Annotated in this window: 17 protein-coding genes; 4 read left to right on the forward strand and 13 right to left on the reverse strand. The window is 64.4% G+C overall.

What is annotated here, in order from left to right:
• Position 1 precedes the first annotated feature (1 nt).
• From N2K98_RS10380 to N2K98_RS10410, 7 genes are all read right to left on the reverse strand, one after another.
• Complete coding sequence (locus tag N2K98_RS10380; protein ID WP_255865760.1) at positions 2-646, reverse strand: NUDIX domain-containing protein; 645 nt, start codon at positions 644-646, stop codon at positions 2-4.
• Entirely contained in the window at positions 643-2,190 is a 1,548-nt protein-coding gene (locus N2K98_RS10385; protein WP_255865761.1) for a nicotinate phosphoribosyltransferase, read from the reverse strand. Before N2K98_RS10385 ends, N2K98_RS10380 begins: the two co-directional genes overlap by 4 nt.
• An 11-nt stretch (positions 2,191-2,201) precedes the next feature.
• Positions 2,202-3,017: a ribose-phosphate diphosphokinase gene (locus tag N2K98_RS10390; RefSeq protein ID WP_255865762.1), complete on the reverse strand. Its 816-nt coding sequence runs from the start codon at positions 3,015-3,017 to the stop codon at positions 2,202-2,204.
• Between the two features lie 87 nt (positions 3,018-3,104).
• Complete coding sequence (locus N2K98_RS10395; protein ID WP_255865763.1) at positions 3,105-3,581, reverse strand: hypothetical protein; 477 nt, start codon at positions 3,579-3,581, stop codon at positions 3,105-3,107.
• Positions 3,582-3,633: 52 nt separating this feature from the next.
• Positions 3,634-4,428 carry an ABC transporter permease subunit gene (locus N2K98_RS10400; RefSeq protein ID WP_255865764.1) on the reverse strand — a complete coding sequence of 265 codons (795 nt, stop codon included), beginning with the start codon at positions 4,426-4,428 and terminating at the stop codon, positions 3,634-3,636.
• Positions 4,425-5,393 (reverse strand): ABC transporter ATP-binding protein, encoded by a 969-nt coding sequence (locus N2K98_RS10405; RefSeq protein ID WP_255865765.1) that lies wholly within the window; start codon positions 5,391-5,393, stop codon positions 4,425-4,427. Before N2K98_RS10405 ends, N2K98_RS10400 begins: the two co-directional genes overlap by 4 nt.
• 9 nt (positions 5,394-5,402) lie before the next feature.
• Positions 5,403-6,008 (reverse strand): DinB family protein, encoded by a 606-nt coding sequence (locus tag N2K98_RS10410; protein ID WP_255865766.1) that lies wholly within the window; start codon positions 6,006-6,008, stop codon positions 5,403-5,405.
• Positions 6,009-6,142: 134 nt separating this feature from the next.
• Between N2K98_RS10410 and N2K98_RS10415 the strand changes: the two genes are divergently transcribed.
• The gene (locus N2K98_RS10415) at positions 6,143-6,601 is read left to right on the forward strand and encodes a hypothetical protein (RefSeq protein WP_255865767.1); all 459 of its coding nucleotides are present in this window, start codon (positions 6,143-6,145) and stop codon (positions 6,599-6,601) included.
• A gap of 68 nt (positions 6,602-6,669) precedes the next feature.
• Here N2K98_RS10415 and nrdF read toward each other — a convergent pair whose 3' ends face one another.
• The 4 genes from nrdF to nrdH all read right to left on the reverse strand — a co-directional run bounded on the left by nrdF (position 6,670) and on the right by nrdH (position 10,676).
• Positions 6,670-7,644 (reverse strand): class 1b ribonucleoside-diphosphate reductase subunit beta, encoded by a 975-nt coding sequence (gene nrdF, locus N2K98_RS10420; RefSeq protein WP_255797487.1) that lies wholly within the window; start codon positions 7,642-7,644, stop codon positions 6,670-6,672.
• A gap of 54 nt (positions 7,645-7,698) precedes the next feature.
• Positions 7,699-9,837, reverse strand: coding sequence for a class 1b ribonucleoside-diphosphate reductase subunit alpha (gene nrdE / locus N2K98_RS10425; protein ID WP_229951876.1), 2,139 nt, complete (start codon positions 9,835-9,837; stop codon positions 7,699-7,701).
• On the reverse strand, positions 9,834-10,331 hold the full coding sequence (gene nrdI, locus N2K98_RS10430) for a class Ib ribonucleoside-diphosphate reductase assembly flavoprotein NrdI (protein ID WP_255865768.1): 498 nt from the start codon (positions 10,329-10,331) through the stop codon (positions 9,834-9,836). The genes nrdE and nrdI overlap by 4 nt, the downstream gene beginning before the upstream one ends.
• Before the next feature lie 99 nt (positions 10,332-10,430).
• Positions 10,431-10,676 (reverse strand): glutaredoxin-like protein NrdH, encoded by a 246-nt coding sequence (gene nrdH / locus N2K98_RS10435; protein ID WP_146361766.1) that lies wholly within the window; start codon positions 10,674-10,676, stop codon positions 10,431-10,433.
• Positions 10,677-11,128: 452 nt separating this feature from the next.
• Here nrdH and N2K98_RS10440 point away from each other — a divergent pair, with 452 nt between their 5' ends.
• From N2K98_RS10440 to N2K98_RS10450, 3 genes are all read left to right on the forward strand, one after another.
• On the forward strand, positions 11,129-12,067 hold the full coding sequence (locus N2K98_RS10440; protein WP_255797485.1) for a LysR family transcriptional regulator: 939 nt from the start codon (positions 11,129-11,131) through the stop codon (positions 12,065-12,067).
• Positions 12,068-12,107: 40 nt separating this feature from the next.
• A complete protein-coding gene (locus N2K98_RS10445) occupies positions 12,108-13,208 on the forward strand; it encodes an FUSC family protein (RefSeq protein ID WP_255865769.1) in 1,101 nt (366 codons plus the stop codon).
• Positions 13,209-13,676: 468 nt separating this feature from the next.
• Entirely contained in the window at positions 13,677-14,075 is a 399-nt protein-coding gene (locus N2K98_RS10450; protein WP_255865770.1) for a hypothetical protein, read from the forward strand.
• Here the strand turns inward: N2K98_RS10450 and N2K98_RS10455 are convergent.
• Both N2K98_RS10455 and N2K98_RS10460 read right to left on the reverse strand, forming a co-directional pair.
• Positions 14,036-15,109, reverse strand: coding sequence for an App1 family protein (locus tag N2K98_RS10455; protein ID WP_255865771.1), 1,074 nt, complete (start codon positions 15,107-15,109; stop codon positions 14,036-14,038). The genes N2K98_RS10450 and N2K98_RS10455 overlap by 40 nt on opposite strands.
• A gap of 62 nt (positions 15,110-15,171) precedes the next feature.
• On the reverse strand, positions 15,172-16,269 hold the full coding sequence (locus N2K98_RS10460) for a fatty acid desaturase family protein (protein ID WP_255797481.1): 1,098 nt from the start codon (positions 16,267-16,269) through the stop codon (positions 15,172-15,174).
• Between the last annotated feature and the right edge of the window lie 74 nt (positions 16,270-16,343).

The following is a 16,343-nucleotide window of genomic DNA, read 5'->3' on the forward strand; positions in this document are numbered from 1 at the left end:
TTTATGTCCAGGACCACCCCGCCGCCGGCCTCCCCCGGCCCGCGGCGACTGTCTCACTGGATTTGGACAACGCGGGGTTGCGGGCGAGCATCCTCCCCAAATTGGAGGAGTCCGGTTCGGTGCGTCCGGCGGCCGCCGCAAGGCTGCGGCTGATCCGGGCGGCCTGCGCGGTGGTGAAGTGCTTCCCCAGCAGCGCTTTGGTCAGTGCGGAGTCCACCCAAAGCGCATCCAGCACGGCACCGGCGGTGCGGCGGATGATGGTGTCGTGGTCGAACGGCAGTCCGGCTACCCGTTCCACCGGGGTGACCTTCACAGCGGCTTCGATAAGCCGGGCGTTCGGATGCAGGACGGCGGTATGGACAATCGAGATGGTGGGCCCGCGCGGATCCCGGTCCGGGTTGTCGTAGACGCCCGCCGTGTCGAGGTGTTCCACCTGGTCCTCCCCTACACCGGTCTTGACCGTCAGCGCCCTCAAAGCGGCCTCGGCCAGCCGTTCGGAGGGAAGCAGGAGGACGCCGGGGAGCGCCTGCGCGCCGGCGAAGGGTTCATTGGCCCGCTCCGCGGTCACCAGGCACAGCCCTCCGTCCCTCACGATGAAGGGCACGGTATCGATTGAGACGAGGGGCTGCAGCCTTTCAGAACTCATGAGGCAATGTTACCGAGCACTGCACGGACGTCCGCGAAGGATTGGCGGCGGAGGAACTCGCCGTTGGCCCAGACGGGCTGCAGCAGGGATGCCTCTTCCTGCTCGGGGGTGGCCTTCTCGATGAGGACCAGTTCGCCGTCGTCGTTCCGGGTGACGGCCAAGCGGCCGGTGGCAGAACGCTTGGAACCGAAGCCCTTGGCAGTGATCGGATCCTTGAACACGTTGCGGGGCTGGCCGTTGACCTCGATGTAGGTGACCTTGATTGCCGAGGAGAACGTGTCCCGGGTGACGTACTGGTAGGTGAACGAACCGGCGCCGAGCACAACATTCTCCGAGGCGTACCCCGCTTTCTCCAGGCGTGCAGTGATGTCTGCGGCACGCTCGGGGGTAATGGAGTCGCCGTACATAACGCGCACGTTGTTCAGGACCTTGTAGCCGGCGTCGTTACGGGTGGAACCGAACTCGGCTTCCAGGAGGGCGGCGACGCCGAAGTAGGCCGGGTCCTCGGCCATCGACGGTGCCGTGTCGGGGACGACGGCGCCGGGGCGGGTGGAGGTGCCGCAGACGATGTCGGCCGGGTCTCCTGAGTCGGGACGGATGACGACGTTGCCTTCGCGCGAGGTGATGATGTCCTTAAGCCCGGGCAGGATGCCCTGCAGTACGTGCCACAGGTCGTACCCGTCGGAGACCAGCGAGATGTTGCCCGTGGGGTTGACCTCCAGGATGTGGCGGAAGGTTTCCGCTTCTCCGTCCTGGCCGCCGGCACACATCACGGCGTGCTCGCTGGCGGGGATGGAGCCGAGGATCTGGCCGTTGTCCGCGCCGAAGGAGGAGTTGTAGTAGCGGCGGATGAAGTCGGCCGAGCCGAGGGAGTCCGAGCCCTTGAAGGAGAGCAGGTGGCCGGCGCCGGACGCTGCTGCTGCTTCGACGCCGGGCATGCCGCGGAAGGAGAAGTCATGGAGCTGCCAGTCCACGTAGGCAGCGTCCGTGCCCGTCTTCCCGGCGGCGCTGTCGAGGATGCCGCGGTACTTGTCGGCAATGGTCGCTGCGGTGGAGGGCTGCCAGATGGAGGCACTGAGCGCCGTCTCGATGTAGTTGACCAGCCAGAAGAACTCCGGCTCGGTGGACTCGACGGTGACGGAGGGGACCCGCAGGGGCACCCGGGTTCCCTCGGGCACGGCACGGAAGATCAGCGGCAGGTAGCCGCGGCGGTGGAGGGACCGGATGTGGTCGGTGCCGACGGTATTGGGGCCGAGGATGTCGTTGAGCCCGGCCTGGTATTCGGCCACGGCGTCGTCCTCATCAGCGGCGAAGAACGGGGCGAAGGCTTCAATGCAGAACTTCTGCAGGAAGGCCTGCAGACCGAAGTGCACCACGTGGTCCACACCCTCGATCCGGGAGCCGCGGTTGGTGAAGTTGGAGAGAACCTTTGTGGTGCCCCGGGGGTACATGTGGATGTGGCCGAGCTTGTACGCGTCCGTCTGGAACAGGGCTGCGGTGATGCTGGCGGTGGTCAAGGCGGTCGGTGCTGCTGTCGTGGTCATGGCGGGGCTCCTTAGATGAGGTGGGAGATCAGGGGCGTGATGTAAGCGGCGACGTCAGGGTTGGCGGCGCCGGGGTGTGAATCCGTGGTGTAAATGGAGCCGTAGGCCTGCCGCAGCTGGGCTGCTTTGCCGGAGAACACTCCGTGGCTGACCCACAGGTCCAGGCGGTCCGGCCCGAGGCCGGTGGCTGCGGCCAGGCCCATGAAGGTTCCGCCGCCGTCGCAGATGTCGTCGACGACCAGGAAGCGTCCTTCCTCGGGCAGCTCCTCGCAGGTGAATCCGGACAGCTTGCCGGTGGCAAAGTCCCGGTGCTTCTCTGCGGAGTAGAGCGGAAGTCCGAGGGCTGCGGCGGTTCGGGCGGTGCGTTCCTTCGCCCCGGCGTCCGGGCAGATGACGCCGGCATACTCCCCCGCCTTGTTCCGCAGGAGCTGGGCGATGACGGCTGAGGAATCCACGACGCGCAGGTTGCGGACCAGGGCCGGCATGACGGGCGAGTGCGGGTCGAAGCAGACCACTTCGTCGGCGTTCATGGCGTTGATGAGGTTGGCGTAGACCTTGGCGCCGAAGGGGGTGCCGCGGTCCTGGCGGGCTCCGGGCAGGTACGGGATGAGGGCCTGAACCTTGTGGCCGCCCTGATGGGCGTAGTCAATCCACATGGCTGCGGTTATGTACTCGTTGGCATCGGCGCCTGTGAGATAGAAGTACAGCGGGGTTTCCGCCGGGCTGCCTTCGACCTTGAGGTGGGCCTCCCCGGCCGGGAAGGACATCGGCGTCGCTGCCGAGTGGACGGTGTATCCCTGCGGGACTGTGGCGTATGCGGTGAACATGCTGCCAGCCTACAGAGCTTTTTCGTCATTGGAGGTTTATTGGTCAAATAAACGTATTGTTACGAATAATGACGAATGGGGTACAGGCTACCCCGCCGCCGGACCGACGAAACGGCCGCCCAGCTCCTCGGCGAGAGCGGCGACGTGGTCGGAACTGGGTTTCCCGCCCTCACGGCCCGGCAGGACCAGCACGTGCCAGTTGCTGCCTTCGGCGAAGTACGGCAGCGGGTTTTCGGCGGCGTTCAACAGTTCGGACCCCTTGGTCCGGTCCGCCTCGTTCTCGTAGCGGACTATTTCGACCGTGTCCGTGCACATCCGGTACTCGGGAAGATATCCGTCTATCTGCATCGTGACCGGCTCCGCTGTGGTGCCGGGGTCGCAGTCCAGGGCACCGGCGACGGCGTCGTAGGCTTCATCGATCGATCCGAAAGAGGAAAGAGTATCCTCCACGGTGCCGCCGGCCTGAGCAGGCTGCTCGTCCGCGCTCGATGACCCGGCGTCCGTGCAGGCGGAAAGCAGCAGCACCGTCGCTGCTGCGGCTGCAAGTCCCTTTACTTTGCGCATTGGCGCCCACCCCGTCGTGTTTGGTGGGGTCATCATTGCACAGGGCCGGCGATCACGTGCCGATGTCCCTCCGGGTGAGTGCGAGGGCCGCGAGCAGCATCAGCAGCGCACTTGTTCCATACAGCGCACCGAGCCCGGCCCAATCGGCCCCGTTGCTGAGCGGGCTGGCGCCGAAGGCCCAGTGATAGGGCGTCCAGGAGTGGAGGTAGTCCAGGTCCGGATTCTGGTTGGCCACCGCGTTGAGGGCGTACCCGCCCACGGCGACCGCAACGGCAGCCGCGAGCGCCCACATGCGGCGTCCGGTGACGGCCCCCGCAGCCAAGGCGACGGACGCGGTCAGCAGTGCCAAGCCAATAAGTGCGGCACACTCGGCCCAGACATGGGAGGCATTGAGTGCGAGTTGTGCCGGGCGGTTGAAAACCAGTACGGCCAGGCCGGTGAAGAGCCCGAGCAGTACCAGACGGGCAACAATGGCGGCGCTGCGCTCCAGGACGAGTTGGACCCGGCCGACCGCGTGGGCCAGGACGAGTTCCAGGGTTCCGCTCTCCTCGTCGCCGGCAATTGCCCGGGTTCCCCACGAAATGGCGGCGATGGTGAAGAGGACGAACCCGATGAGTCCGAAGAAGGTCGACTGGGTGTATCCGGCGCCGGTGGTCAGCTCGTCATAACCCAGCGCGGAAATGAGCTCGGGAGGCAGGCTTTGCAGAAGATCCTGAAAATCCTGCCCGGCGAGGGACGGATAGAGGGGCAGGTACAGGCTCAGGACAGCGAGAATGCCCGCCGCCCATCCCAGAAGCGGACGCCACGAGCCGGCAAGCGAGCGGGTGAACAAGGGGAAGCGACTCATTCGGCGGCACCGCCGTCGGCCGGCCCGGCAGCGTTCTTGGGCCCGTAAAACCGCAGGACGGCCTCCTCGAGGTCGGGCTCCTGCACCACCAGGTCGAGGAGGTGATGTCCCGCCAGGGCCGTGATCAGGTCCGGCATGTCCCCCTCGAACCGGGCATGGATCGAGGGGGCATCTCCGGTCGCCGGGTCGGCGGACGACTGCAGCAGCACCAAGCCAGGCACCCCTGCGAGGCTTTCCATCAAGGCAGGTTCCTCTGCTGCAGTGATTCCAATCCGCACGCGGCGGCCTGCCGCAGCCCGGATGTCGGCGGTGCTGGCGGCGGACACCACAGTCCCCGAGCGCAGGATGGCCACGGTGTCGGCGGCCTCCTCGATCTCGCTGAGTACATGCGAGCTGAGCAGCACCGTTTGGCCGTTGCTGCTCGCCTCCCTCACCAGCGCCAGGAACTCCTGCTGAACCAACGGGTCCAATCCGCTGGTCGGTTCGTCCAGGATGAGCAGCGGGGGTTGATGCATGAATGCCTGGATGAGCCCCAGTTTCTGCCGGTTTCCCTTGGACAGGGCACGCACCGGGCGGCCGAGGTCCAGATCGAGCCGCTCCGCCAGCGCCGGAACGGTTCCCGGATCTACGGGTCCACTGATGCGCGAGAAAAAGTGAAGCAGTTCCCGTCCGCTGACTCTGTCCGCCAGGGCCAGATCTCCCGGCAGGAAGCCGATTCGACGGCGCAGGGCGGGCCCTCCGCTGCGGGGATTGACGCCGAGGACGGTTACCTCTCCGGAGCTGGGGCGCAGCAGGTCCAGCAGCAGGCGCATCAGCGTGGTCTTGCCGGCGCCGTTGGGACCGATGATCCCGAAGACGCTTCCGGATGGAACCTCCAGATCGATGCCTTTCAGCGCCTCAATGCGTCCGAAGTTCTTATGCAACCCACGGGTGCGGACAGCGGCTGAGGCAGAGCCAGTACTCATGGGGTCAGGCTACGCGCCTGCCGTGGGTGTCGGGTAGGCGGCGGCGCCGGCCGGAGCGGGCCAGGATAAGTCCCCCGGAGGATCCTCCCCCACCAGCCCGTCCACCGATTCACGGATCAGATCGGCGTGTCCGGCATGCCGGGCATATTCCTCGATCAGGTCGATCAGCATGCGGCGCAGACTGCCGGCTTGGCCCTCAATGGCGGGCAGCAGTTGGTCGAGTCCACCGTCGTCCAGCGCGGCGGCAAGGCGGTGCCGGGAGCGCCCGACGGCGTCGCGCCACAGGGCGTAGAGGTCCTCCGGGCTGTCTTCTGCGGCGGTGCGCCAGTCCCAGTCCGGATCGTTTTGCCAGTCCACGGCATTCCACGGGGCTCCGGGATCCTGACCTTTCAGCCGCCAGGCGAAGTACATGTCCTCCACACCCGCCAGGTGCTTGAGCAGACCACCGAGTGTAATGGCTGAGGTGCCGACGGTGGCGGTGAGGGCTTCGGCGTCAAGGCCGCCGGTTTTCCAGGCAAAGGTGGCGCGCTGCCGGTCCAGGGAACCCAGCAGGGTTTCGGTTTCATTGCCGGCCAGCGGCGGCTCTATTTTGTCCGGGATGTCCTTCTCAGTCATCGCCGAAGACTAGGCGGACGCGGCAGCCGCGTCCATACGTGCTCCGCTCCAACGCGTTTTTGTCCGTGCCTACTGGAGACGCCGGCCGCTGATGCATGGTTGACAGCTGCACCGGCCCGGGCGAGGATCGCGTCATGACTCGGCAGGAAGCCCTCCCCCTCCGCTGCGCGGTCGTGGCGTTCGCGCTGGCCGCCCTGCTGGCCCAGCTTGTGGTTGTTCCGCGGATCGCGGCCCGGTCCGCGGCTGCCTACCCGGAGGTTGCGTCCCTGGCGTCCTCGTACGTCACGGTAATCGGGGCTGCGGTGGCCGCCTTCGAGCTGGCGTTGCTGGCAGCCTGGCACCTGGTCTCAGCCGCGGTAGCCGACAGGTCCGTGACACGTTGGTCGACGGGATGGGCCAACGTCATGGCGGTTTCACTGGGTGTCATGGCAGTGCTCTTTGCAGGGGTTTTCGCCCATGCCGGGTTCATCGAGAATATCGGCGGCCCGGCGATGCTGTTCGGGCTGTTACTCTTCCTCGCCCTCATCCCTGTCGCCTTTGCCTTCAGATACGGGGTCCTGGGCTGGCTGAAAGAAGAGCATTCCGTGCATTAACCAGCGCTGCCGCCGCGACGGACCCGAAAGGCCCGCCGCGGCGGCAATGATGCAATTCTGCTAAGGAACTAGAAGTCCCAGTCGTCGTCTTCCGTGTTCACGGCCTTGCCGATCACGTAGGAAGAGCCGGAGCCGGAGAAGAAGTCGTGGTTCTCGTCGGCATTCGGTGACAGGGCCGAGAGGATCGCCGGGTTCACGTCCGTCAGCGTGGACGGGAACATGGCCTCGTAGCCCAGGTTCATCAGCGCCTTGTTGGCGTTGTAGTGCAGGAACTTCTTGACATCCTCGGCCAGGCCGACGCCGTCGTACAGGTCATGCGTGTACTGGACTTCGTTTTCGTACAGCTCGAAGAGCAGCTCGTACGTGTAGTCCTTCAGTTCCTGGCGGCGCTCCTCGGGAACCGTCTCCAGACCGCGCTGGAACTTGTAGCCGATGTAGTAGCCGTGCACTGCCTCGTCACGGATGATGAGGCGGATCAGGTCGGCAGTGTTTGTGAGCTTGGCCCGCGAGGACCAGTACATCGGCAGGTAGAAGCCGGAGTAGAAGAGGAAGGACTCCAGCAGGGTGGAAGCCACCTTGCGCTTCAGGGGATCATCGCCGCGGTAGTAATCGGTGATGATCTGCGCCTTCTTCTGCAGATTCGGGTTCTCCGTGGACCAGCGGAAGGCCTCGTCAATCTCCTTGGTGGAAGCCAGGGTGGAGAAGATCGAGGAGTAGCTCTTGGCGTGCACGGACTCCATGAACGCGATGTTCGTGTAGACCGCTTCCTCGTGCGGGGTGAGCGCATCGGGGATCAGCGAGACGGCACCGATGGTGGCCTGCATGGTGTCCAGCAGGGTCAGTCCCGTGAACACGCGCATGGTCAGCTGCTGCTCATCCGGGGTCAGCGTGGCCCAGGACTGGACGTCGTTGGACAGCGGCACCTTCTCCGGCAGCCAGAAGTTGTTGACCAGACGGTTCCAGACCTCAACGTCCTTCTCATCCTGGATCCGGTTCCAGTTGATTGCCTCGACGCCGTCGATCAGCTTCAGCTTCTCGGTCATGAGTAATTCCTTGTCTTCAAAAGTTCGGGGAAAGGGGTGCGGAAAGCGGCAGCCTTACAGCATGCAGGAAACGCAGCCCTCAACCTCGGTGCCTTCCAGCGCGAGCTGGCGCAGGCGGATGTAGTAGATGGTCTTGATGCCCTTGCGCCAGGCGTAGATCTGCGCCTTGTTGATGTCGCGGGTGGTTGCGGTGTCCTTGAAGAACAGCGTCAGGGACAGGCCCTGGTCCACGTGCTGGGTCGCAGCAGCGTAGGTGTCGATGATCTTCTCGTAGCCGATCTCGTACGCATCCTGGTAGTACTCCAGGTTGTCGTTGGTCAGGTACGGCGCCGGGTAGTAGACGCGTCCCAGCTTGCCTTCCTTGCGGATCTCGATCTTCGACGCCACCGGGTGAATGGAGGAGGTGGAGTTGTTGATGTAGGAGATCGAGCCGGTGGGCGGCACAGCCTGCAGGTTCTGGTTGTAGATGCCGTGTTCCATGACCGAAGCCTTCAGCGCCTCCCAGTCAGCCTGGGTGGGGATGTGCACGCCGTCGAACAGTTCGCGGACCCGCTGGGTCTGCGGGACCCATTCCCGGGTGGTGTACTTGTCGAAGTACTCCCCCGTGGCGTACTTGGAGCGCTCGAAGCCGGCGAACTTGCGGCCGGTCTCGATGGCCAGCAGGTTCGACGCCCGCACGGCGTGGTAGACCACCGTGTAGAAGTAGATGTTCGTGAAGTCGATGCCTTCTTCGGAACCGTAGTAGACCCGCTCGCGTGCCAAATAGCCGTGCAGGTTCATCTGGCCCAGGCCGATGGCGTGCGACATGTCATTGCCCTTGGCAATGGACGGAACCGAACCGATGTGGCTCATGTCCGAAACGGCGGTCAGCGCGCGGATAGCCGTCTCGATGGTCCGGCCGAAGTCCGGCGAGTCCATGGTCTTGGCAATGTTCAGCGAGCCGAGGTTGCAGGAGATGTCCTTGCCGGTCTCGTCGTAGGACAGGTCATCGTTGTACGTGGTGGGCTGGGAAACCTGGAGGATTTCCGAGCACAGGTTGGACATGATGATCTTGCCCTCGATCGGGTTCTCCCGGTTCACCGTGTCCTCGAACATGATGTACGGGTAGCCGGACTCGAACTGGATCTCGGCGAGGGTCTGGAAGAAGTCGCGGGCACGGATCTTGGTCTTCTTGATCCGCGCGTCGTCGACCATCTCGTAGTACTTTTCGGTGACCGAGATGTCGGAGAACGGCATGCCGTAAACCTTCTCGACGTCGTACGGGGAGAACAGGTACATGTCCTCGTCGCGCTTGGCCAGTTCGAAGGTGATGTCGGGAACGACGACGCCGAGCGAGAGGGTCTTGATGCGGATCTTCTCGTCCGCGTTCTCGCGCTTGGTGTCCAGGAACCGGTTGATGTCCGGGTGGTGGGCGTGCAGGTACACGGCACCGGCACCCTGGCGGGCGCCGAGCTGGTTGGCGTAGGAGAAGCTGTCCTCGAGGAGCTTCATCACGGGGATGACGCCGGAGGACTGGTTCTCGATCTGCTTGATCGGCGCGCCGACCTCGCGGATGTTGGTCAGCGCAAAGGCAACGCCGCCGCCGCGCTTGGACAGCTGCAGCGCGGAGTTGATGGAGCGGCCGATGGACTCCATGTTGTCCTCGATACGCAGCAGGAAGCAGGAGACCAGCTCGCCGCGCTGGGCCTTGCCGGCGTTGAGGAACGTGGGGGTGGCGGGCTGGAAGCGGCCCTCGATGATTTCGTCCACCATCTGCGTGGCGAGCTGCTCGTCGCCGCGGGCCAGGTGCAGGGCAACCATGCAGACACGGTCTTCGTAACGCTCCAGGTAACGCTTGCCGTCGAAGGTCTTCAGCGTGTACGAGGTGTAGAACTTGAACGCGCCGAGGAAGGTTTCGAAGCGGAACTTCTTCTTGTAGGCGCGGTTGTACAGCTCCTTGATGAAGGTCATGGAGTACTGGTCGAGCGTTTCCGGCTCGTAGTAGTCGTTCTTGACCAGGTATTCCAGCTTCTCTTCCAGGTCATGGAAGAAGACCGTGTTGTTGTTAACGTGCTGGAGGAAGTACTGGCGCGCAGCAGCGCGGTCGGCGTCGAACTGAATCTCTCCGTTCTTGCCGTACAGGTTCAGCATGGCGTTGAGCTCGTGATAGCCCAGGCCCTTGTAAGCCTCCGGGAGCTCCTTGGAGTCCGTCATGCCGGCTTCTGCGACTGATGTGTCCAAAACTTTTCCAATCCTTCGTTAACCTTGGCAACGTCCTCGGACGTGCCCATGAGTTCAAATCGATACAGCACGGGGACCCGGCACTTCACGGCGATGATGTCCGCCGCGAGGCAATAGGATTCCCCGAAGTTTGTGTTGCCCGCCCCGATCACACCCTGGATCAAGGAGCGGTTGCGCTCGTTGTTCAGGAACTTGATGACCTGTTTGGGAACGGCGCCCCGGGCTGCGGCCCCCGGTGATGCTGCCGTTCCACCGTAGGTGGGAAGCAGCAGTACGTAGGGCCGGGTGGCCAGCAGTGTGGGCTGGGAGGTGTGGAGCGGAAGAGCCGCCGCGGAGATCCCGAGCTTTTCCACAAAGCGGCGGGTATACCCGGAGGCTGAGGAGAAGTAGATCAGGGAGGCGTCCGTTTCCGGTTGTCCATCCCCTGCGGATGCCGATGCCGGCGCAAAGCCGGCTTGGTCTGCCATCCCCAGTGCCATGGTTGCTGCGCTCCTGACGGGTATTGCGCGGGTGGTGCGTGATGCGAGGTGCTGCGGCGGGAAAGCCGGACGGAGCCCGGCGGTTCCCTAGGCTACGGAGGAAACCTGTGCCTGGGCCAGCTCTTCGATCTTGTCGGGCCGGAAGCCGGACCAGGAGTCCTGCTCGGTGACGACAACGGGGGCCTGCATGTAGCCCATGGCACGGACGCGCTCGAGGGCCTCGGGGTCCTGCGACATGTCCACGCTCTGGTAAACAATGCCCTTCTTGTCGAGGGCACGGTAAGTGGCGTTGCACTGTACGCAGGCGGGCTTGGTGTAAACCGTAACGGTCATGGCTTGGTCTCCCCTAGTGAAGCGTGAAGTCTGTTCTGTGATGCTGGATGGTGCCTGATGAAGCCGGCGATACTGGACGCTCGTCGTGTTCAAAAACTTGCTTGTGAAGCTTGGTGAAGCTCTCGAAGTCTGTTCCTAGATACTACATCCAGTTCCATGCCCAGACACTACATCTAGTGCGCCCCCCAAGGTGGAACCCCTACATGATGTATTACAAGTATGTCATTACACAGGGCCGCCGTCCACAGTTTGTGCACAGGGGATGCCGCGTAAATAGGCGGGATTTCAGCGGCCCGGCGGGGGTTCTCCACAGCCTGTGCAGAACGCCATGCACATGTGACGAGGCAGGCAAGATTCAAGCGTGTCGCGTACCGTGGGCGTGTCGGGTCTAGTACCCGGCAACACTAGATATTGTGGTCGGCCCCGCCGGGGCGAGGAAGGAGGGCGCAGGGATGGTGAATCCCGTGCACCTGAAGACGCTGCTGGAGGTTCTCCGCACCGGCTCGTTTGCCGGAGCGGCCCTGCGGCTGGGCTATACGGCCTCGGCAGTGTCCCAGCAGATGTCCGCCCTGGAGAAGGACACGGGCGCGCGCCTGTTCGAGCGTTCCGCCCGCACCGCCTCGCCCACGGAAGCCGCCGTCGTTATGGCCAGGCACGCCGTCAAGGTGCTCACCGACATGGATGCCCTTCTGGCGGCCGCTACCCGTCCCGGACCGGGCAGCGGCGAGGAGCTGCGCCTGGGCATCTTCCCCAGCCTGGCCACCTTCGCCCTGCCGGAGCTGCTGGCCTCGCCCCAGTGGCGGGACCTGGGAATTGACCTGCTGCTTTCCGTTGCCGAACCAGCGCAGACCATCCAGGGGCTCCGCACCGGCGGAAACCTCGACGTCGCACTGGTGTACCAGGTAGGCCAGGGCGGACTGGCCTGGCCGTCCTCCATCAGCCGCCGCTGGCTGGGCGACGATAACTTCCGTGTGGTGCTGCCCGAGGCCTGGGGTATCCGCAGCGGTGCCGAGGTGTCCGCCGAGCAGCTGGCCGGGATGCCCTGGATCATGCACCATCCCGGCACCCCCGACGCCCTGGTGATTGAGCGGCTCTTCGCCAGCTGCAGCCTCCACCCGCAGGTGGCTGCGTACTGCGATGACTTCAATGCCAGCCTGGCGATGGCTTCCGCCGGCCTGGGCGCGGCGCTGGTGCCGGAACTGGCAATGCTGAACCGGCCGGCCGGGACGGTGGTGCTGGATGTTCCCGAGATCCGTCTGGCGCGCAGCATTTTCGCCCTGCTGATCCACGAACAAAACGTGCAGGTCCGGCTCTTCCTGGACCGGCTGGCCGATGTGCTGGGACGCCGGAGCATAGTGCCGCTCCCCACATCCGGCGCCAGTCAGGGCTGAAAAGTCGTTTCCCGAGTTGGGCTCGGGCCATACTCGAAACATGACCACTGGCGAAAAAACCATCTCCAAACGGTCATTGAGTGCCGTTACCAACCGGGTGACCGGAGTCCTGCGCGTCACCCGGTTCCAGCTCGCCTTCAAGGCGACCCTCGCCGTCGGCATCGCCTGGACACTTGCCCCGCATGTGCCGGGGGTGGCTTCGCAGTACCCGTATTACGCTCCGCTGGGCGCCATCGTCAGCATGTACCCCACGGTGTCAGGCTCCTTCCGCACCGGCATGGAGACCCTGGCGGGCCTGGTGACCGGCATGCTTCTGGCGCTGGGGGCACTGCTGATCGGCACCCCGAACGTCTGGACCATTTCCGTGATCGTCGGCATCGGCGTGCTGCTCGGCGGGCTGTCCTTCCTGGGCGCGTCCGGCCGGGAATACGTGCCGATGGCTGCGCTGTTCGTGCTGGTCCTGGGCGGTGATGATCCGGACGGTTACTCGTTCGGCTACGGCGTCCAGATGCTGGTCGGCGTAGGTGTCGGGCTGGCCGTCAACGCCCTCGTCTTCCCTCCCCTGCACCTGAACGGCGCCGTCAACGGGCTGGTGACGCTGCGGAAATCACTGGCACGGCAGCTGCGGGACATGGGGACGGCGCTGGAAGAAACCTGGCCGCCGGAACACGAGGACTGGTCGCAGCGCGAGAGCGAGCTGGATACCCTGACCAAGGAGGTCCGGGAAGCCGTGGAGCTGGCCGACAACAGCCGGCACGGAAACATCCGCAGCCGCAAGTACAGCCGGGATTTCACCGCCGACTACCGGGCGCTGCGGGCCATGGAACGTGCCACCCGGCACGTGAAGGATATGACCGAAGTCCTCACCGACGCCATCTGGCGGAATCCGCAGAACGTCGCTGTCCCGGCCGCCCTGACCGTGCCGCTGGCCGAGGCCGTAAACGCCTGTGCCGAAGCGGTGGAGACCTGGGATCCCGAGAGCGAGGAGCACTCCACGGCAACCCAGGCGCTCGTGGAACTGGTGCGGCTGGTCAACACCTCCGCCTCCGCTGACAGCCCGGTGGATGCGACGGCGGCCCTGGCCATGGACCTGCGCCGCATCCTGCGGATCATCAACACGGAGTCCGACGACGACGCCTAGGTCCGCTGCTCCCTTCCCTGCGGCGCGGGCGGACCGTTAGGACGATCCCCTTCGCCCGGTCCTGAATTCGCCGCGAATACCGGAAATAACCCCGGGAAAGCCTGTTCCTTCGATTAAATTTAAATTCCCAAAAAAGTGCGGAATAGCACGCGTCCGGGGGCTTCCCGGGGCCTCCGGGGACGCACCCCCTGGTTGACACTGCCCGGCGGAAAAGCAAGACTTCGAAACGTAAAGACAGATTGCACTGCGATTCATAAAGCACCATCCGTAGGGGTCAGCCGCCCGGAAATCGGGTTAGACAACATGGAGGGCCTCCCCACTAAAAAGGGGGAACCAATGTTAATGAAACAACGCAGAATTGCACTGCCGGCATTAGCCGCATTTTCGCTTGCCGCTATATCCCTGTCGGGTTGTTCAGCATCCGAAACGGCAGAGAATTCCGGTTCGCCGGAGAACAACCGGAGCACGGTGGCCAGCCCGCCGGTATCCATGGTTCCGATCACGGCGCCGGATCCGGAGGAAGGCCTCCTGGTCACCCAGGTCCTGAATCCGGAAGGGGACCGCGGCGCCCGCATCGTTAAAGGCCTCAAGACTGATGCCGAGGCCATCTCCTTCCGAGCAAACTGTGACCGCCTCGGCACCGTGACTGTCGACGTTGCCAAGCTCGGACCCACGGCGTTCACCTGCGGGGAGACCTCGGCCCACGTCACGGTAACGGTGGACGCCAGGCCTGCCGGAGGCACTATCGATGTGACGGTAACCGGGGACGAGGACCTCGCCTGGGGAGTAACCATCACCGAGGCGGAACTGCCCGACTCCTTGAGGAACTACCCCTCGTCGGTAAGCAGCCCGAGCTCCGCAAGCTGACGGGCCATCCCGGCGCCGTCGGGGGCGTAGATCCAAGGCACGTCCACCGGAGTCTCCCCCGGCTTGCCCGTCCGCCCACCGGCCAGCACCGCTTCGCCGGCCGAGAGCTGGCGGATAGCAATGGCCCGGACGTTCTCCGGGTGGCGCTGGGCGAAGTCCGCGTAGATCTCTTCGTCATGCTGGCCGTTGTCGCCGATCAGCAGCCACTTGATGTCCGGGAATTCCTGGGCGAGCCGTTCCAGCTGGCTGCGCTTGTGCGCCTGGCCGCTGCGGAACCAGCGGTCCGTGGTGGGACCCCAGTCGGTCAGCAGCAGCGGACCGGCCGGGTAGAGGTTGCGGGTAATGAACCGGGTCAGCGTAGCGGCGACGTTCCAGGCGCCGGTCGAGAGGTAAAGCACCGGGCCCACGGGGTTTTCCCGCGCGAGGCGGTCCATCATCACGGCCATGCCCGGCGTGGGCGTACGGGCGTGCTCATCGAGGACAAAAGTGTTCCAGGCTGCCAGCATCGGCCGCGGGAGGGCGGTGACCATGATGGTGTCGTCAATGTCCGACACCACGCCCACTTCGGCTGCGGGATCCACCACGTAGATCGGCGCGGTGGTTTCCTCACCGTCTTCGGAACGCAGGAGGACGGTGGTCCAGCCCGGAGCAAGATCCGCAGGCAGGACGGCGTCAACCACTCCCCCTCGGTCCGCGGTGACTACGTGCTTCTGGTCGCCCACAATTACGGTGACCGTGGCTTTGTTGACCGGCGGGCTCATGAAGTTCCGCCAGCCGCGGATGCCGTCCGCGATCGCCTTGGACGCCATCGACTTTTCAGCGCCGTCAAAATAACCGGGCTTGGCCAGGATGACCCGGCCGAGCACACGCACCCATTCAGTAGAGCCGTAGCCGGTGAAGGGAAGGACTGTCTGCACGTCCCCCCGCTTCCGGGCACGTTCATCGCGCCATGCATGCAGGGAATCCTCCATGCGCATGCCGAGGTGGGCCACCGGGGTTTTGTCCGCCGGACGGGCTGCGGGGTTTTTTGTCATATTCCTAGTCTGTCAGATGCTTCGATTGCGGGTATTCGCCGTTGCTCCGGCGGATCCGCAAGCTAGATACGGTACTTAGACCGGACCGGGCAGTCGAACGGATCCCGGGCGGAGAGGCCTACCTCGTTGAGGTACCGAACCACAATGGCGTAGGACTGCACGAGTGTGGTCTCGGTGTAGGGGATGGAATGCTTGGCGCAGTGTTCCTTCACCAGTTCGCTGGCCCGGGCCAGTGACGGCCGGGGCATGCTCGGGAACAGGTGGTGCTCCACCTGGTAGTTCAGCCCGCCCATCAGGGTGTTCATGCCGCGGCCCACGATGTTCCGGGAAGTCAGAACCTGGCGGCTCAGGAAATCGACCTTGGAGTCCCTGGGGAGAATCGGCATGCCCTTGTGGTTCGGGGCGAACGAAGCACCCATGTACACACCGAAGACTGCGAGCTGCACGCCGATGAAGGCGAAGGCCATTCCCACCGGCAGGAAGAAGAACACGGCAGCCAGGTACAGGCCCAGCCGGGTGAAGACCATAACCAGTTCGGAGACGCGGCCCTTGACCTGCTTGTTCGCGAACAGGTGCTTGATGGACGTCGCATGCAGGTTGATGCCCTCCAGCATCAGCAGCGGGAAGAACAACCAGCCCTGACGGCGCGCAAACCAGGCCATGAAGCCCTTCTGCCGTGCCGCCTGCTCCGGCAGGAAGGAGATGGTGTCCATGTCGATGTCCGGGTCCTTGCCCACCGTGTTGGGGTTGGCATGGTGCCGGCTGTGCTTGTTCATCCACCACTGGTAACTGATGCCGACGACGGCGTTTGCCACGAACTTGCCGGCCCGGTCATTAGCCGGCCCCGATTCGAAGACCTGCCGGTGCGATGCCTCGTGCGCAATAAACGCGAGCTGCGTCAGGAGGATGCCCAGCGCCGCCGCGATGAGCAGCTGGAACCAGCTTTCCCCGATAAAGAAAGATCCTGTCGCGGCGGCAACCACGCCGACGCACAGGAACACGAACGTGGTGATGTAGAAAGAGCTCCGGCGTTTCAGCAGGCCTTCGTCGCGGACGGCCTTGAGCAGTCCGGAGTAGGTACTGGTGACGTTGTTCCGGCGCGGCTTCTTTTCGCTCGGGGTTTCTTCAACGGGTGCAGTGGAGGATGCGGTTATGCTCATGCGGCCTTCTGGTGGTGTACGACTTCCCAGTCGGCGTGGCGAGCGGTTTCGCTCTACAGATGTGACCACCCTAA

Source organism: Arthrobacter jinronghuae (assembly GCF_025244825.1).
GTDB classification, from domain to species: Bacteria; Actinomycetota; Actinomycetes; order Actinomycetales; family Micrococcaceae; genus Arthrobacter_B; species Arthrobacter_B jinronghuae.

What these genes read in the sequence shown, in the direction of transcription:
- N2K98_RS10390 (WP_255865762.1), bottom strand. Translation starts at nt 3,017, where the DNA reads ATGTTCACCGCATACGCCACAGTCCCGCAGGGATACACCGTCCACTCG.
- N2K98_RS10440 (WP_255797485.1), top strand. Translation starts at nt 11,129, where the DNA reads ATGGTGAATCCCGTGCACCTGAAGACGCTGCTGGAGGTTCTCCGCACC.
- N2K98_RS10395 (WP_255865763.1), bottom strand. Translation starts at nt 3,581, where the DNA reads ATGCGCAAAGTAAAGGGACTTGCAGCCGCAGCAGCGACGGTGCTGCTG.
- N2K98_RS10460 (WP_255797481.1), bottom strand. Translation starts at nt 16,269, where the DNA reads ATGAGCATAACCGCATCCTCCACTGCACCCGTTGAAGAAACCCCGAGC.
- N2K98_RS10405 (WP_255865765.1), bottom strand. Translation starts at nt 5,393, where the DNA reads ATGAGTACTGGCTCTGCCTCAGCCGCTGTCCGCACCCGTGGGTTGCAT.
- N2K98_RS10380 (WP_255865760.1), bottom strand. Translation starts at nt 646, where the DNA reads ATGAGTTCTGAAAGGCTGCAGCCCCTCGTCTCAATCGATACCGTGCCC.
- N2K98_RS10455 (WP_255865771.1), bottom strand. Translation starts at nt 15,109, where the DNA reads ATGACAAAAAACCCCGCAGCCCGTCCGGCGGACAAAACCCCGGTGGCC.
- nrdH (WP_146361766.1), bottom strand. Translation starts at nt 10,676, where the DNA reads ATGACCGTTACGGTTTACACCAAGCCCGCCTGCGTACAGTGCAACGCC.
- N2K98_RS10445 (WP_255865769.1), top strand. Translation starts at nt 12,108, where the DNA reads ATGACCACTGGCGAAAAAACCATCTCCAAACGGTCATTGAGTGCCGTT.
- N2K98_RS10400 (WP_255865764.1), bottom strand. Translation starts at nt 4,428, where the DNA reads ATGAGTCGCTTCCCCTTGTTCACCCGCTCGCTTGCCGGCTCGTGGCGT.
- nrdI (WP_255865768.1), bottom strand. Translation starts at nt 10,331, where the DNA reads ATGGCAGACCAAGCCGGCTTTGCGCCGGCATCGGCATCCGCAGGGGAT.
- nrdE (WP_229951876.1), bottom strand. Translation starts at nt 9,837, where the DNA reads ATGACGGACTCCAAGGAGCTCCCGGAGGCTTACAAGGGCCTGGGCTAT.
- N2K98_RS10410 (WP_255865766.1), bottom strand. Translation starts at nt 6,008, where the DNA reads ATGACTGAGAAGGACATCCCGGACAAAATAGAGCCGCCGCTGGCCGGC.
- N2K98_RS10385 (WP_255865761.1), bottom strand. Translation starts at nt 2,190, where the DNA reads ATGACCACGACAGCAGCACCGACCGCCTTGACCACCGCCAGCATCACC.
- nrdF (WP_255797487.1), bottom strand. Translation starts at nt 7,644, where the DNA reads ATGACCGAGAAGCTGAAGCTGATCGACGGCGTCGAGGCAATCAACTGG.
- N2K98_RS10415 (WP_255865767.1), top strand. Translation starts at nt 6,143, where the DNA reads ATGACTCGGCAGGAAGCCCTCCCCCTCCGCTGCGCGGTCGTGGCGTTC.